This is a genomic window from Clostridium sp. NkU-1, from assembly GCA_001312405.1.
Genome location: BBDR01000009.1, coordinates 103074 through 118241, shown reverse-complemented (window position 1 = coordinate 118241; position 15168 = coordinate 103074). Strand labels below are relative to the sequence as shown.

Below are 15168 nucleotides of genomic sequence, written 5' to 3'. Positions count from 1 at the left end.
ATTCCGGTGAACTATGTATCCAGTTCCAGGCTCACCCTTAATGCACAGTCCACTTCCTGCTGTAGCTCTTCGTCAATATGACAGATCTTTTCCTTCAGTCTCTGCTTATCAATGGTGCGAAGCTGTTCTAAAAGGATTACCGAATCCTTAATCATATCACATTTTTTGGTATCCAGCTCCACATGGGTGGGAAGCTTCGCCTTATTCATTCTTGATGTAATTGCTGCACAGATTACGGTAGGGCTGTGCTTATTGCCTATGTCGTTCTGTATAATAAGAACCGGACGGATCCCGCCCTGCTCAGAGCCGACCACCGGTCTTAGGTCTGCATAATAAATGTCTCCACGTCTGATTATCACACTCTCACACTCCGTCAATTATTTAGGAATCTTACCTAAGTCTAGTATTGACCTTCTTTGACTCGAGTATTCAATTAAGTTTTTCCGCCGCATACCTTATCATATGTTTTGGACATGGAGTATGTTATCAGCCTTGCAAAACCCTTCGTAACAATCATCAAAATAATCTTTCGTTCCAATGACCCGGCCGTTTTCCAAATAGACCCGGGGGACCCGTTTGCCCATATCGCAGACGATTTCATAATGAAAGCCGCCACCGGCTCTGGCAAGCTCTTCTACCGTAATTTCTTCCTTTCCCTGCCTGCCGATCAAAACCACCTCATCCTCTTCTTCTGCGGCCTTTATTTCAGTCACATCCACCATGAACTGGTCCATGCACATACGCCCTAATATCCTGGCGCGCTGTCCCCTTATAAGCACTTCCCCTTTTCCGGAAAGATTCCTTGGATAGCCGTCCCCATATCCTACGGGAATCGTGGCGATTGTCATCTCCCGGTCAGCGGTAAATGTCCCCCCGTAGCTTACAGAAGTTCCAGGCTCGATTTTTTTCACGTAAGAAATAAAGCTTTTCAATTCCATGGCAGGCTTAAGCCTTACCATATCCCTGTCAACCTCTCCTGACGGATAAATGCCGTATATGGATATCCCAGCCCGTACCGCCTGAAAGTTAGCACGCTGTATATCCAGGATTCCGGCGCTGTTGGAGCAGTGAAGGACAGGGATCCTGATCCCCCGGTCAGAAAGCATGGTTACGAATTTCTCATACCTTTCAATCTGTTTATCGGTGGCTGCCTTATCCCTTTCATCTGCCTTTGCAAAATGAGTGAACAGTCCTTCCACTTCAATTCCAGGAAGGCCGCAGATTTTCACCGCCTCATCTGCCGATTCCTCTGTGACCGGATATCCGATTCTGCTCATGCCCGTATCCAGCGCCAGATGTATCACTGCCTTTTTCCCCGCCTTTTCCGCCAGAGCAGAAAGGCGCTCTGCCCGTTTAAGCTGAAATATGGAGGAGCTGATCCCATATTCCACCAAAAGGCTGTACCCATCATAAGGCACGACTCCCAGGACCAGAATGGGCTTTCTGATTCCGTGTCTCCTTAAAATCACACCTTCTTCCACGGTGGCCACCGCATATCCCCACACATAGGAATCTATGGCCCAGGCTACAGGAACCGCTCCGTGGCCGTATCCATCAGATTTTACAACGCCGATCATCCTGGTCCCTTCCTTAAGATTTGCCTTCATGGCCTCCATATTGTGCCGGATAGCATCTAAATCAATTGTTTCATAAACTCTGCTGTATAATTTCATCACTTTGACCTCTACCGTATCGAATGTATTTCTTCCGCCAGTTCCCTGGCAAGAAGGCTGTGATCCCCCTGTTTCTCTTTTACCATATCTCCTGCACGGCCATGAAGCCATACGCCGAAAGCCGCTGCATCTGACTCTTCCAGACCCAGAGCTAAAAGCCCGGCTATGATCCCGGTCAGCACATCTCCTGCCCCGGCTTTTGCCATGGCGCTGTTGCCGCTTCCATTGATATAGGTCCTCTGGTCCTTTAATGCCCCAATGGTCACCGCATCCTTTAACACGCAGGTGATGCCGAACCGGTCCGCATATTCCCTGGCCGCAGCAATCAGTTGTTTTTGTATTGTTTTTAAGTCGCTTCCCGTAAGCCTTGCCATCTCTCCCAAATGAGGAGTTACAATGATATTTTCCGTAAAATAGCTGGTCAGCTCCGGGTTTGACGCTATCGTATTCAGCCCGTCTGCATCCAGAACAATGGGAACATAGGCATTGGCAAGGACTTCTTCCACCAGATTCCTTACATAGCCTTCCTGCCCAAGCCCTGGTCCCAGAACAATGGCAGTGGCCCATTCACACTGCTTTACCAGCAGCTTTTTAAATTCATCTGTCCCTGCTTCTGCCTCCCCGGCATCATAGGTGGTAATGATAGCTTCCGGAAGTCCGGTTTGAAGGATGGTCCTGTTTTCCTCCACAGTAAAAATTTTCACCAGGCCGGCTCCTGTCCTGTAAGCGGCCAAAGCGCACAAATAGCTGCCCCGCTCATGTTTTTAGACCCTGCCACCACAAGGACTTTTCCAAAGCTGCCTTTATTGGAATAGGCCGGGCGCTTTGGAAGCTGTTCCTCATCTCCCGGATCCAGGGTGAAATATTCTGTCTTAAGGCGTTCTAAGCTCTCCCCCGGAAAACCGATGTCAGCAACAAGCACCCTTCCGCCGTATTCCTTCCCCGGATACAGCATGGTCCCCAGCTTTTCATAGCCAAAGGTAACGGTTACGTCCGCCTTTAAAGCAATCCCCATAATCTGTCCCGTATCGGAATGAATGCCTGAGGGAATATCCACTGCCACCGTAAATTTCGGTCTGCAGCGGAGTACTGTCTCCGTGATTTCCCGGTATCTGCCAAGAATCTCCCGGTCCAGCCCCACGCCGAAAAGCGCGTCAATGAGAATATCACAGGTACCTGGTATGAGATCAGAAATTTCTGCCAGATTGACGCCCGTATGTTTTGCAATAGAAACCTGGGTCAAATATTCGCTGCTTCCCTTTTCTCCTCCGGCTGCCAATAGAGCAGACACCGTATATCCTTTTAAATGCAGCATTCTGGCAGCCGCGACTCCATCCGCTCCGTTATTGCCGTTTCCGCACAAGACCCATATCCGGTCCGTCTTCTGCCCAAGGTTTATCACTTCTTCTGTAACCGCCAGGGCGGCCCGTTCCATAAGCACCAGAGAGGGAACCCCTATATTCTCTATGGTGTAGCGGTCCACCTGCTTCATCTGTCCTCCTGTTACCAGATATCTCATATATTCCCTCCTTGAACTCTGTCTATAGAAAAACTACCGGCAGCGAAGAGATTTCCCTTCGCCTGCCGGCAGGTATGTTACTCCAGTTCTTCAGATTGTCTGTTTCTTTCTTCCTCGGTTTTATCCTGCATGTTGCAGACCCGGTAGGATAACCGCATCAGGCTTTCCGATAAGTGGACATTTTCTACAACCACATCTTCCGGTACGCTTAAATCCGTATGGGCAAAATTCCAGATCGCCTTGATCCCTGCCTTCACAAGGCGGTCTGCTATCTCCGGCGCCTTTGTCTTTGGAATGGTCAGCGCCGCAATCTGGACATCATTGTCTTTCACGAACTGCTCCAGATCATCTACGCTGCGGATCTCTATCCCACGGACCACAAGGCCGATCAGGCGCGGATTGATATCAAACATACCTTTAATGAGAAAACCCCGTTTTTCAAAATTGGCATAATTAGCAATTGCCTGTCCTAAATTTCCAGCGCCTATGATAACGATATTATGCTGCCTGTCTATTCCCAGTATCTTCCCGATCTCTGCATATAAGTATTTTACATTATAGCCATAGCCCTGCTGGCCGAATCCGCCGAAATTATTCAAATCCTGACGGATTTGAGAAGCGGTCACTTTCATTCGTACACTTAGGTCATTGGAGGAAATACGTTCCACTCCATCCTCCATTAATTCACCCAGATACCGATAATATCTCGGAAGCCTGGTAATCACTGCTTTGGAAATTTCTTTCTCTGACACTTCTTCACCTTCTTTAACTTAGAATCAAACTAATATTATTATAACTGCATGACAAAATAATGTCAAACGGGTTTTATCATTGTATCCTTGAAAAAAGAAAGGACCTATATTATACTATTTCTATTGCCTTACATTCATACAGGAGGATAATACCCTACGGGTATAGTTATATACTCTGAAAAACAAGCAGGAAAGAGGAAACACCCTATGGATATACCTTTATGCCATAAAACAAGCAGGAAAGAGGAAATGAAACATGATTCTGTCATGCAATAATATAAGCAAAGCATTTGGAAGCAACCAGGTGATCAAACATGCTTCCTTTCACATAGAAGACCATGAAAAAGCCGCCATTGTGGGAATTAACGGAGCCGGGAAATCCACTCTTTTAAAGATCATCATCGGAGAGCTTGCTGCCGATGAAGGAGATGTAATAGTTTCCAAGGGAAAATCCATCGGCTACCTGGCACAGCACCAGGATTTATCCGGAGACCGGACCGTTTATGAGGAGGTCCTGGAAACCAAGCGGCCTGTCATGGAAATGGAAGCAAGGATCCGCCAGCTGGAAGTGGATATGAAGCACGCCACAGGAGAAGAGCTGGAAGCCATGCTCACCGCCTACAGCCGCCTCAACCACGAATTTGAGCTGTTAAACGGCTACGCCTATCAAAGCGAAGTGACAGGAGTACTAAAAGGACTTGGTTTTACGGAAGAGGAATTTCATAAGCCTGTCATGGCTCTATCCGGCGGCCAGAAAACCAGGGTATCCCTAGGCCGGCTCCTTCTCACCAAGCCGGACATCATTCTCCTTGACGAGCCTACCAACCACCTGGATATGGAATCCATTGCATGGCTGGAAGGATATCTGATCAACTACGACGGCAGCGTTATTATCGTTGCCCATGACCGCTATTTCCTTGACCGTGTGGTCACGAAGATCATGGAACTGGATAACGGCCTTATGAGCGTGTATCAGGGAAATTACACCGATTACAGCGGAAAGCGGGCCATGATCCGGGATGCCCAGATGAAAGCGTATATAAACCAGCAGCAGGAAATCAAGCATCAGGAAGAAGTTATTGCCAAATTAAAATCTTTTAACCGGGAAAAATCCATCAAACGGGCGGAAAGCGGGAAAAGATGCTGGATAAAATCGAAGTTCTGGAAAGGCCAACAGAAATAAACGATGAGATGAAGATCCGTCTGGAGCCCAATATCATCAGTGGAAACGATGTTCTCACCGTCCGCGGCCTGGGAAAGGCCTTCCCTCAGAACCAGCTTTTTGATAACGTCAGCTTTGAAATCAAACGAGGGGAACGGGTAGCGATCATCGGCGGCAACGGAACCGGAAAAACTACCATTCTTAAAATATTAAACGGTATTTTAGAACCGGATGAAGGGGAGATTTCCTTAGGCTCCAAGGTACATATCGGCTATTATGACCAGGAACATCAGGTGCTGAATATGGAAAAGACCTTATTCGATGAACTGCAGGACACTTACCCTTCCATGAACAATACCCAGATCCGGAACATCCTGGCTGCTTTTCTGTTCACCGGAGACGATGTGTTCAAGCGGGTAAAAGACCTAAGCGGCGGCGAACGGGGCCGGGTATCCCTGGCAAAGCTGATGCTTTCAGAAGCCAACTTCCTTATTCTGGACGAGCCTACCAACCATTTGGACATTACCTCAAAAGAAATTTTAGAGGATGCCCTGGTAGGTTATACGGGAACCATTCTGTACGTGTCTCATGACCGTTATTTCATCAATAAAACCGCTACCAGGATCCTGGATTTAACCAATCAGACCTTGGTCAATTACATCGGCAATTACGACTACTATCTGGAAAAGAAAGAGATCATGACCAGTCTCTATGCTGCCCCTCCTTCTGCAAAGGCGGTTCCCCAGGAAGAGATCTCCGAGACCAAGCTGGACTGGAAGGCGCAAAAGGAAGAGCAGGCCCGTCTTCGCAAACGCCAGAATGATTTAAAGAAAACCGAGGATGAAATCCATCAATTAGAAACCAGAGACGGAGAAATTGATGAGCTGCTTGGTAAGGAGGAGATTTTTACCGATGTACCAAAGCTGATGGAGCTTAATAACGAGAAGGAAACCATCAGGCTGCGGCTGGAAGAGCTGTATGAGCTGTGGGAAGAACTGGCGGAATAAATAATATTTTAAAAAGCTGATTTACAAAGCCTCCAATAAGGGTACTTACAAAAATCATAGTTGTTTCCCACAAAGTGAAACGATTAATCTTTATTGGAGGCTGTATTATATCCTCATCTTAAAATACAAGCTGTACCATCAGCATATAGGCAATGGTTCCTCCGGCAATGGAAAGCAGCATTTTCCTTTTCCAAAAATGAAGTCCTATTACGATTGCTATGGCGATCAGTTCAGGGATCCCCTTATTTCCGGCAAGGACATTTACATCCTTTAAGCAATAGATGACCAGCATCCCGAGAACTGCCGGCGGAAGTACCTTTCCAAGATACTGAATAAATTCCGGTGCCGGCTTATCCGATGGAAAAAGAAGAAATGGTAAAAATCTCGTGATAACTGTTCCCAAAACCACAATGCCGATGGTGATAATCTGTTGGCCCAGTGTCATAGTCATTGAAATCCACCTGCTTTCTCCAAAGGCTTTCTAAGTAAAGTAAGAACTCCAAATATCGTACACATTGACGGAATGATAAAATTCGTGTCTCTAATCAGGAGCAGGCAAAGAAGCGATAAACCTAATCCTAAAAGTGAGCTGTAATGAGTTTTTTCCTTCATCCACTGTTCAAGAAAAATCACCACAAACAGTGCAGTCATCACAAAATCGAGCCCTGTGGTATCGAAATGAATAAACGAGCCGAACAAGCCGCCGATTGTTGCACCTACAACCCAATATATATGATTTAACAGCGTAACAAAGATCATAAACCAGCCTCTGTCCACATCCACAGGAATGTCCGCCGTGCAGTTAATGGAAAAGGATTCGTCACACAATCCAAAAATCAGATAGATTTTTTTTAGCCCCGGCAAGTTGTATTTATCCAGCATGGACAGTCCGTAAAACAGATGTCTGGCATTTATCATCAAGGTAAGCGCAAGTGCTTTTAAAGGTGAAAAACCACCCAGGAGCCATCCCACTGTCAAAAATTCTACCGAGCCAGCGTAAATGATCAGGCTCATGATCATCGGGTATACAAAATTAAATCCCGAAACATTCATATAAATTCCATAAGCAAGTCCTAAAAACAAAAAAACCTGCCATAATAGGTATTGTCATAGGAAAAGCTGCTTTAAAAGCCTTTCCTATGACTTTTTCTTTTGCATTCATGTTGATCCTCCACGATTGATGTCTAATTGTTTTATATTTATAACATTTTAGCCTATACAATCCATACATTCAATTGTATAATTGTATGCATTACAATATTATGAAAACAAAAGATCTTTGCAAGTTCGGATTACTATATGATTGGAGGTGACAGGGCTATGCCTGTCAATTCTTTTTTTGAATTATCACATGAGCTGGAAGCCGGAAAAACACCAGCTAAAGCGTCCAATTTATCTTTCTCTTGCTGAAAAGCTGGAACAGGATATTAAAAGCGGCTTGCTTGCCCCTGGCACAAAATTGCCCCCACAGAGAGAATTAGCAGACTTTCTGGACATCAATTTTACTACGGTCACAAGAGCCTACAACCTATGTGAGCGGAAAGGCCTGATTTATGCAGTAACCGGCAGCGGTACCTTTGTATCACCTAATGCCAAGCTGCCTATCACGATCTCACTGGATAACACGCCCAAAAATTTAATTGAGCTTGGATTCATCGCCTCCTTTGAGCAATGCAACAGCATGGTCGTGGAAACCGTTCAGGAGGTATCCAGAAAAAAATATGTTGAGCAGCTATTTGGCTACGATGATCCTACTGGGATGCAGCATCAGAAAATGGCGGGAATCAACTGGATGAAGCCATTTGGCGTTGAAGCCGGGCCAGAGAACATGGCCATTGTTTCGGGAGCACTAAATGCTTTGGCAATCACCTTATATGCCTTATTTGAACCAGGAGATAAAATCGCAGTGGACACGTTCACTTATTCAAACTTTATTGAACTGGCAAGAACTTTTCAAATACAGCTTATCGCAATATCCGGTGATGAGGAAGGAATGCTGCCGGCAGAGCTTTATAACCAGTGTATTTTAAGCGGAATTGACGGAGTGTTCTTAATGCCTTCCTGCAGTAACCCTGCTACTGTTATGATTTCGCAGCAGCGAAAAAAAGAGCTTGCCAACGTTATACGGGAACAAAACCTGATCCTGATTGAAGATGACGTATATGCGTTCCTCTCTGCCGGACTTATAAAGGATTATGAAGGGCCTATGTACCAGTTTATCCCTGATCAGACCATTTATATCTGCGGCACTTCCAAGTCCATTTGTTCCGGCCTGCGAATCGCTTATATGGTATTTGGCGAACAATTCCGTGAAAAGATTTTAAAGGGTATTTTTAATATTAATGTGAAAACCTCTTCCTTTGACGCTGAAATCATAACGGAATTGATTTTAAACGGCACAGCTTACCAGATTGTAAATGAAAAAAAGCGGTTAGCTGAATGCGCAAACAAATTGTACCAGGATTGCTTTTCCCGCCATGCATTAAACGAGCATCCATACAGCTATCATCGCTGGCTGCCTATCAGCACAAAGCTAAGCAGTGAACATCTTGAAGCCAGCTTAAAAGAGCGTGGAATACAGGTCTTTCACTCTGACCGTTTTTTTATGCAACACAAGCGAACAAAAAAACCTTTCTGCGGGTAGCATTATCATCATGCAGCACTCTGGAAGAATTGGAAAAAGGTCTGCATATATTAAAAAATGCATTAGAATTTCTATAAACAATCCAAGAGAAAAGCTGCAGGATTTTAAAATCCTGCAGCTTTTATGTATACAATATCCTTTTTAATATTTCCGTTACCTGGGGCGCCTCCTCTTCCATCTCTCCTCTTGTATAGGAGCTGCCCACATAAGCTGCAACCAGCTTTCCAAAATAAAACCTTATATCATCAGAAAAATAATCCGGGATATACACGAATTCCTCCACCGAATCCCTGCTCATGAGAAGATCCGTCCCTTCCTGGCTGGCACTGCCATAGCAGCCGGAGGCATAACCGATGTATTCCCCAAAAGCTGCCGTTAAGTCTTCCGGCTGGCATATTTTAATTTTTTTATAATTAGTATCAAGTTTATGGCAAACATAATAAATGCCGCTTTCTGTCATAGGCGCAGAGAAATACCTTTTTCCGGGATAGTAGATAATCTCCCAGCTGAGCATTAAACTTCCTGATCCAATCTCTGGGAATGTTCTTTGTTGCCTCTGTAAAAGCATCCTTCACCTCAGAAGAAACAGATGAGGAGGTTTTCTTTCCATCAATGCTGATATCGAATTCCTTGTTTCTCTGGCCGTTTTCGTCCATATAGAAAAGGCCTACATACTGGTTTGCGGCCAGCTGTCCATTATCAAAGAAATAATACCGTTTTCCCGCCACGTTTTTATAGCCGGAGGAAGCCATCTCCCCCTTGGGGAAAACCAGTACCAGCTTCCGTTTGCCTCCTGATACCAGCCTTTCTGAGCTATGCCGTCTTCATGAAAATAATGCCATTTCTCTTCCTCGTCGTTGTAACACCAGCCAAGCTGCAGCTCCCCTGTCTCGGAAAAGCAGTAGTTCATTCCGCCGATCCTTGTCCAGTCAGAAACCATATATCCTTCATTGTCAAAGTAATACCAATACCCGTTAATCTCTTCCCAACGGTTTTTTTCTGAATTCTCCCGCTGCATTGACATATTTCCAGCCGCCCGAGTCCTCCTGCCATTGCCAGTCCGATACTGCCGCCTGCTGGCTCTCGCCCTCTCCCTGTATCATCTCTTCCGCTGCCGTGGAAGTCATCATGCTTCCCATGGTGAGAATGATACTTGCCGCCGCTATCCATCGTTTCCTCAAGAGTTCTGCACTCCTTCCAGGGTCTTCCATTTTATAATTAAAATATTACTATATTTCCAGAGAAAAGTACAGGTTTCAAAATTAAAGTTTTTATTAACAATGAAAAGCCCTTCTTTCTATTTTCTCTTTTATAGGCTATAATAATAAAAAACAAAGTTTCAGAAAGGGAGGTGATACCTGTGAAATGGAAACGTCCTTTGGCTATGGCCGGAGTGGTGTTCATTCTCTCCATATATGCCATAGCTATAATATCCGCCTTTTCCCATAATCCGGAAGCAAAAAAAACTGGCTGACGGCCGCTATTTTTTCTTCTGTCGTCATCCCCGTCTTTCTCTATGCCGCCCAGCTGGCCGCCCGGGTAATCAGACAGAATAAAAAAGAACCGGATTCTGCCGGAAAAAAATGAAAAACATTAAAATAATAAGAACAGGAAACGCAAGCGCTCTTTCAGCAATTCTCCAATAAGGATATTTACAAAAATCAGTATTGTTCATCATGGCAGCCAAAGGATTACAGGCAATTAGTAAATAATCTTTACCGGAGAATTTGCTTTATGCGTAAAATAGGACTGGAATATATCAGAATTGTTGTTCTGCCATATCCAGACTTTTTCCATATCATTCAACACAATGCTTCTGACCCTTTCATTGCATTTTCATAATAACTTCATTCTTCCAATCATCTTTTTTTCCTTCACGTTTTACTCTCAATCAACTTGGATCGCAATCTGAATGATGTAATCCAAAGGATCTTCTGCCGCCAGATAGCTAAGTATCTCATACTCATAAGCATTGCCTGTAATGCTCAAATGATTTTCTTTTATATAGTTTGCTAACACCCCATAGGACTTTGGCAGCATATCATATCCGCCTTTATGATTCATGACAGCGTACTTGCCCCTGGGCTTTATGTGCACCTTCTCCCCTTTTTGCTTTTTCAATAATTTATTAAAAAAAGAACTCCGGCTTATTATAGATTCCCCGCTCCAAATAGTCTTTCCCTATAATAATGCCTGACGGGCAGGTATACTCGATATGGTGGTCCACGCAATAGTCAAAATGTTCTCCCATATTTTTCACATCTTCTTTTTCAATTCCCTCAGGAGATAAAGCCACCGTTATCAAATACTCCTTTTCAAATTCCTGCATAAACGGAACACCACAAACTACCTGCAATGCATTTTTCGTCATATCATAAGTGATTTGCAGCAATCGTTCCATTCGCTTAATCTTTTTTTGTTCTAAAACCAGCTTTTCTTTTTTCTCTTTCAAAATAGAGAGAAAACGGGCAGGGCTCTTATGGTCCAAATATTCTTTGATTTCGCTTAACGGCGTTCCTGCTTCCTGCAGGGTTACAATGATATCAAAAATGGAAAATTGCTTCAAAGAATAAAATCGGTAGCCTTTATCATTTACATATTCTGGTTTTAAAATGCCGATATCATCATAATGAAACAGCGTATATTTGGTTACTCCGCAGGCTTTTGCAAATTCACTGGTCGTAAGATACTGATTGTTTGACACTTTTTATTCCTCCTCTTGACTATTGGGTTACCCTATACCTTATAATGTCATGATGCAAGAAAATTGTCAATGATATTCATATCTCTGAAATTATTTATATGAACGCACTGTATACTGTGCGTTTTTCGGCGGAAATATTATGATTAACAGAAATGGGACAACATCCGGTTTGCCGGCCTGCAGGTTCGGGCCTATGAAACCTGACAGAGTGCCGTTTTATGCTTTATGCTAAAATAGAAATTATCATGAAAGGAAATGGTTTATATGGAAACTAACAGAATAAAAGTAAAAAGTGAATTTGCTCCTTTAAAAAAAAGTTATTTTAACGCAATCGGAGTTCATCTATCCCTCCCGAACGGAAGGCATTCATGATGACGCATTTCTTTCAAAGGAAAGCCTGAGTTTGCTTGAGGGCGTTGATCATGCAGGGAAAGACTATAAAGAGGTTTTCCCAGAGCGTCAGCGAAAATGGGAAAAAGAACGGGAAAATTTAAAAGAAGTCCTTGAGAAATATGGAGTTGAAGTAGTGCGCCCACGGTTGCTCACTGACTATGAGAAGGAAGCCGGAAGAGAGTTTGGCTCCAGTAATTTCTTTGCACGTGATCCTTTCTTTACGGTTGGTCCTTCCATTATTGAAGGATCATTACGTTTTTTCCATCGCAGAAATGAAATTCTGCCAATCAGGGATATCCTTGTTAAAGAAGCTTATAACACAGGAGCTTTCTATGTCTCTGTACCCAGGCCTGATATTTCAGAAGGCATTGATGCCGAACAGGGTCCCTTTTTGGAAGGCGGAGATGTTCTGGTTTTAGACAAAACGGTTTTTGTGGGTAATTCCGGATTAGCTTCCAATCATAACGGTTATCTGTGGCTTCAATCATTTTTATCCCATTTTGGCTATGAAGTAGTTGAGGTTCCCCTAAAACAGGATGTACTGCATTTGGATTGCGCATTAAGCCTTGTAAGAGACGGGCTGATGATTATATGTGAAGAAGCCCTCATAAATGGAATTCCAGAATCCTTAAAGAATTGGGATAAAATTTCTGTTCCTTATAAAGATATAGCTTATTTGGCGGTGAATGGGCTTCCAATCAATGAGTCTACGTATATTTTAGACCCCCAATTTGAATATATTGCAGAACAGCTAAAGACAAGGGGTATAACAGTGGAGTACATTGATTTCCAAATCTCCAGAAGTTTAGGAGGTTCCTTCCGGTGCAGCACGCAGCCGCTTATAAGGGGATAGCTGTGACTTGCCCATTGCACTAAATTGCAGGGAAGGGGCAGATAAAAGGCCGCAGGATTATAAATGTTACAATCCTGCGGCTTTTCTCAAAAACCCATAATACCTATATGGGAAAATCCCATTCATTATTCTCTGTTTTTCTATTTATTCCTGCCTGTTCATTTGCGGAAAATAATCTCGTCTCTTCCCGGTCCATTGGAAACCATGGTAATGGGCGTTTCAAGTTCTTTCTCAATGAATTCAATATAATTCCTGCAGTTTTCCGGCAGGTCTTCGTAATTCTTAATTCCCCGTATCTCACATTTCCAGCCCGGAAGCGTGGTATATACTGGTTTTGCTTTGTTCAGCTCTACAGTTGTGGGGAAATCCTTTGTAACCTTTCCGTCTATTTCATAACCAACACAGATGTGAAGCTCATCAAGATATCCAAGCACATCAAGAACCGTAAGAGCAACCTCTGTAGTACCCTGGATCCGGCAGCCGTATCTGGATGCAACGGCATCAAACCAGCCATACGTCTTGGCCTTCCTGTGGTTGCGCCGTATTCTCCGCCGTCACCACCGCGCCGTCTCAGCTCATCAGCCTCATCTCCGAATATCTCGCTGACAAACGCACCTGCTCCTACTGCACTGGAATAAGCTTTTACCACAGTGGTAATATTCTTAATCTCATAAGGCGGAATGCCTGCGCCAATGGCGCCATAGGCTGCAAGAGTCGAGGAAGATGTAACCATAGGATAAATTCCATGGTCAGGATCCTTTAAAGATCCCAGCTGGCCTTCCAAAAGGATGTTCTTTCCTGCTTTGATGGCCTCATGAAGGTATTTGGATACATCACATACATAAGGCTTCACCATCTCCCGGTATTCCAGAAGAGTATTATACAGTTCCTGAGGGTCCATGGCCGGCTTGTGATATAGATGCTCCATTAAAACATTCTTTGTTTCACAAACCCTGTCGACCTTTTCCTTTAACGTTTCTTCGTCAAAAAGCTCGCTGACCTGGAATCCGATCTTTGCATATTTATCTGAATAAAATGGAGCAATCCCTGATTTTGTGGAACCAAAGGACTTTTTGCCAAGGCGTTCCTCCTCATACTGGTCAAACAGAATGTGGTATGGCATCAGGATCTGGGCACGGTCTGAAACCAGGATATCAGGCTTTGGAACCCCCTTGCTTACGAGATCCTCAATTTCCTTTACCAGGAACGGGATATTTAACGCCACACCATTGCCGATGACGCTGGTCGTATGATTATAAAATACGCCTGAGGGCAGAAGGTGCAGGGCGAATTTACCATAGTTGTTAATGATTGTGTGTCCGGCATTGCTGCCTCCCTGATACCGGATGATGATATCTGATTCCTTTGCCAGCATATCCGTAATCTTACCTTTTCCTTCGTCGCCCCAGTTGGCGCCTACGATTGCTCTTACCATTCGATTGTTCCTCCTTCGAGTGAAAAATACCTTTTACTTACTTATGATAACGCAAGGTTGCGCATAAGTAAAATTAATATTATTTATGTTTAACATAATTTCAAATTATGCTTTCTGTCATCAGTCGTAAAAGGCGCTTCCCTGCCGGAGATACGGGGGTTTTGCTGTCAGTGACAATGGTGAAATGACGTTTTGGCATTTCATCACGGAACTTCAGCTCTACAAGAGTTCCCTTTTCCAGCTCCATCTGTGCAAATCCTGACATCACACAGCCTATCCCAAGATTGCGCATGGCAAACTGTACGATCATATCACTGGTGGAAAGCTCAAACTCCGGTTCCACCACGATCCCATGGTCTGCCAGATATTCATCCATAAATGTCCTTGTGCTTGTGTTTTTTTTCCAGAAATATGCAGGACAGTTCCTTCAGAATATCATAATCCAGTTCCTGGTCCTTTAAATAACGGAACTTATCCCCTGCCACAAACACATTCCGGATTTCCTTTACATCGGTCCGCATAACCTCGTTCTTTGCTTCAAAGGGAGTGCTGACCACCCCGAAATCAATCTTGCCGCCGTATAAATGCCGGAGCGTCTCAGGCGTAGGCCCATTGGAAACACTTACCTTAATACCAGGATACAGCTCATGAAATTTTTCAAGATAGGGTAATAAATAAAACTGAAGCGTCATATCACTGGCTCCGATCCGCACTTCGCCCGTATCCAGATCTTTTAGCCTGTTTAACATACTTTCTCCATGCCAGATGTTTTCTAAACCGGTTTTTACATATCCGTAAAAAAATTCTCCCTCCCGGGTCAGACGAACTCCTTTGGACGTCCGCAGAAAAAGCTGGCTGTCCAGGGCTTTTTCCAGCTGCCGTACCGCCTGGCTCACGGCAGGCTGGGATATGCACAGCTTTTCCGCCGCTAGGGTAATGCTGTTAAGCTGGGCCACATAATAAAACACCTTGTAATATTCCAAATTGCTGCTCATGACTTCCTCCTGATATGAGTATCCAGAAAAA

The 15168-nt window shown here is 44.2% G+C and carries 16 protein-coding genes and 3 pseudogenes; 3 read left to right on the top strand and 16 right to left on the bottom strand.

The annotated features are described in order from the left end of the window. Positions 1–11 precede the first annotated feature (11 nt). The 5 genes from JCM10519_RS14845 to JCM10519_RS14830 form a co-directional block, all read right to left on the bottom strand. Positions 12–359 carry a type II toxin-antitoxin system PemK/MazF family toxin gene (locus JCM10519_RS14845; protein WP_054740115.1) on the bottom strand — a complete coding sequence of 116 codons (348 nt, stop codon included), beginning with the start codon at positions 357–359 and terminating at the stop codon, positions 12–14. A 99-nt stretch (positions 360–458) separates the two neighbouring features. Beyond that, positions 459–1673, bottom strand: coding sequence for an alanine racemase (gene alr / locus JCM10519_RS14840; RefSeq protein ID WP_054740113.1), 1215 nt, complete (start codon positions 1671–1673; stop codon positions 459–461). Between the two features lie 11 nt (positions 1674–1684). Then, on the bottom strand, positions 1685–2377 hold the full coding sequence (locus JCM10519_RS30345; protein WP_347844321.1) for an NAD(P)H-hydrate dehydratase: 693 nt from the start codon (positions 2375–2377) through the stop codon (positions 1685–1687). Further along, a complete protein-coding gene (locus tag JCM10519_RS30340; protein WP_347844320.1) occupies positions 2374–3192 on the bottom strand; it encodes an NAD(P)H-hydrate epimerase in 819 nt (272 codons plus the stop codon). The genes JCM10519_RS30345 and JCM10519_RS30340 overlap by 4 nt, the downstream gene beginning before the upstream one ends. A 77-nt stretch (positions 3193–3269) precedes the next feature. Then, a complete protein-coding gene (locus JCM10519_RS14830) occupies positions 3270–3944 on the bottom strand; it encodes a redox-sensing transcriptional repressor Rex (RefSeq protein ID WP_054740111.1) in 675 nt (224 codons plus the stop codon). A 256-nt stretch (positions 3945–4200) separates the two neighbouring features. On the opposite strand from JCM10519_RS14830, the pseudogene JCM10519_RS14825 reads away from it, so the two are divergent. Next, a pseudogene (locus tag JCM10519_RS14825) lies at positions 4201–6113 on the top strand (ATP-binding cassette domain-containing protein). Positions 6114–6231: 118 nt separating this feature from the next. Here the strand turns inward: JCM10519_RS14825 and JCM10519_RS14820 are convergent. Further along, complete coding sequence (locus JCM10519_RS14820) at positions 6232–6564, bottom strand: AzlD domain-containing protein (protein WP_054740108.1); 333 nt, start codon at positions 6562–6564, stop codon at positions 6232–6234. After that, positions 6561–7275, bottom strand: a pseudogene (locus JCM10519_RS14815) (AzlC family ABC transporter permease). Before JCM10519_RS14815 ends, JCM10519_RS14820 begins: the two are co-directional and overlap by 4 nt. Before the next feature lie 189 nt (positions 7276–7464). Here JCM10519_RS14815 and JCM10519_RS14810 point away from each other — a divergent pair. After that, entirely contained in the window at positions 7465–8757 is a 1293-nt protein-coding gene (locus tag JCM10519_RS14810; RefSeq protein WP_347844319.1) for a PLP-dependent aminotransferase family protein, read from the top strand. 121 nt (positions 8758–8878) lie between these two features. Here JCM10519_RS14810 and JCM10519_RS14805 read toward each other — a convergent pair whose 3' ends face one another. The 6 genes from JCM10519_RS14805 to JCM10519_RS14780 form a co-directional block, all read right to left on the bottom strand. Further along, positions 8879–9271, bottom strand: a complete 393-nt coding sequence (locus tag JCM10519_RS14805; protein WP_347844318.1) for a hypothetical protein — start codon at positions 9269–9271, stop codon at positions 8879–8881. Between the two features lie 153 nt (positions 9272–9424). Beyond that, positions 9425–9781 (bottom strand): hypothetical protein, encoded by a 357-nt coding sequence (locus tag JCM10519_RS14795; protein WP_347844317.1) that lies wholly within the window; start codon positions 9779–9781, stop codon positions 9425–9427. Then, entirely contained in the window at positions 9732–9938 is a 207-nt protein-coding gene (locus tag JCM10519_RS30335) for a hypothetical protein (protein WP_347844316.1), read from the bottom strand. The genes JCM10519_RS14795 and JCM10519_RS30335 overlap by 50 nt, the downstream gene beginning before the upstream one ends. 37 nt (positions 9939–9975) lie before the next feature. Continuing rightward, on the bottom strand, positions 9976–10179 hold the full coding sequence (locus JCM10519_RS30330; RefSeq protein ID WP_347844315.1) for a hypothetical protein: 204 nt from the start codon (positions 10177–10179) through the stop codon (positions 9976–9978). A gap of 465 nt (positions 10180–10644) precedes the next feature. Then, positions 10645–10878, bottom strand: coding sequence for a GyrI-like domain-containing protein (locus tag JCM10519_RS14785; protein WP_054740099.1), 234 nt, complete (start codon positions 10876–10878; stop codon positions 10645–10647). Positions 10879–10885: 7 nt separating this feature from the next. Further along, a complete protein-coding gene (locus JCM10519_RS14780; protein WP_054740097.1) occupies positions 10886–11461 on the bottom strand; it encodes a MerR family transcriptional regulator in 576 nt (191 codons plus the stop codon). 403 nt (positions 11462–11864) lie between these two features. Here JCM10519_RS14780 and JCM10519_RS14775 point away from each other — a divergent pair, with 403 nt between their 5' ends. Next, the gene (locus JCM10519_RS14775; protein WP_347844314.1) at positions 11865–12707 is read left to right on the top strand and encodes an arginine deiminase family protein; all 843 of its coding nucleotides are present in this window, start codon (positions 11865–11867) and stop codon (positions 12705–12707) included. 158 nt (positions 12708–12865) lie between these two features. Here the strand turns inward: JCM10519_RS14775 and JCM10519_RS14770 are convergent. From JCM10519_RS14770 to JCM10519_RS14765, 3 genes and pseudogenes are all read right to left on the bottom strand, one after another. After that, positions 12866–14142, bottom strand: a pseudogene (locus JCM10519_RS14770) (adenylosuccinate synthase). 100 nt (positions 14143–14242) lie between these two features. Continuing rightward, on the bottom strand, positions 14243–14518 hold the full coding sequence (locus JCM10519_RS30325; protein ID WP_347844313.1) for a LysR substrate-binding domain-containing protein: 276 nt from the start codon (positions 14516–14518) through the stop codon (positions 14243–14245). Next, positions 14511–15137, bottom strand: a complete 627-nt coding sequence (locus JCM10519_RS14765; RefSeq protein WP_347844312.1) for a LysR family transcriptional regulator — start codon at positions 15135–15137, stop codon at positions 14511–14513. Before JCM10519_RS14765 ends, JCM10519_RS30325 begins: the two co-directional genes overlap by 8 nt. Positions 15138–15168 lie beyond the last annotated feature (31 nt).

Excerpts from the sequence above, each read along its gene's own strand:
- JCM10519_RS14820 (WP_054740108.1), bottom strand. The coding sequence starts at position 6,564 with ATGACTATGACACTGGGCCAACAGATTATCACCATCGGCATTGTGGTT.
- JCM10519_RS14795 (WP_347844317.1), bottom strand. The coding sequence starts at position 9,781 with ATGTCAATGCAGCGGGAGAATTCAGAAAAAAACCGTTGGGAAGAGATT.
- JCM10519_RS14810 (WP_347844319.1), top strand. The coding sequence starts at position 7,465 with ATGAGCTGGAAGCCGGAAAAACACCAGCTAAAGCGTCCAATTTATCTT.
- JCM10519_RS30330 (WP_347844315.1), bottom strand. The coding sequence starts at position 10,179 with ATGGCATATATGGAGAGAATGAACACCACTCCGGCCATAGCCAAAGGA.
- alr (WP_054740113.1), bottom strand. The coding sequence starts at position 1,673 with ATGAAATTATACAGCAGAGTTTATGAAACAATTGATTTAGATGCTATC.
- JCM10519_RS30325 (WP_347844313.1), bottom strand. The coding sequence starts at position 14,518 with ATGGATGAATATCTGGCAGACCATGGGATCGTGGTGGAACCGGAGTTT.
- JCM10519_RS14805 (WP_347844318.1), bottom strand. The coding sequence starts at position 9,271 with ATGCTCAGCTGGGAGATTATCTACTATCCCGGAAAAAGGTATTTCTCT.
- JCM10519_RS14765 (WP_347844312.1), bottom strand. The coding sequence starts at position 15,137 with ATGAGCAGCAATTTGGAATATTACAAGGTGTTTTATTATGTGGCCCAG.
- JCM10519_RS30340 (WP_347844320.1), bottom strand. The coding sequence starts at position 3,192 with ATGAGATATCTGGTAACAGGAGGACAGATGAAGCAGGTGGACCGCTAC.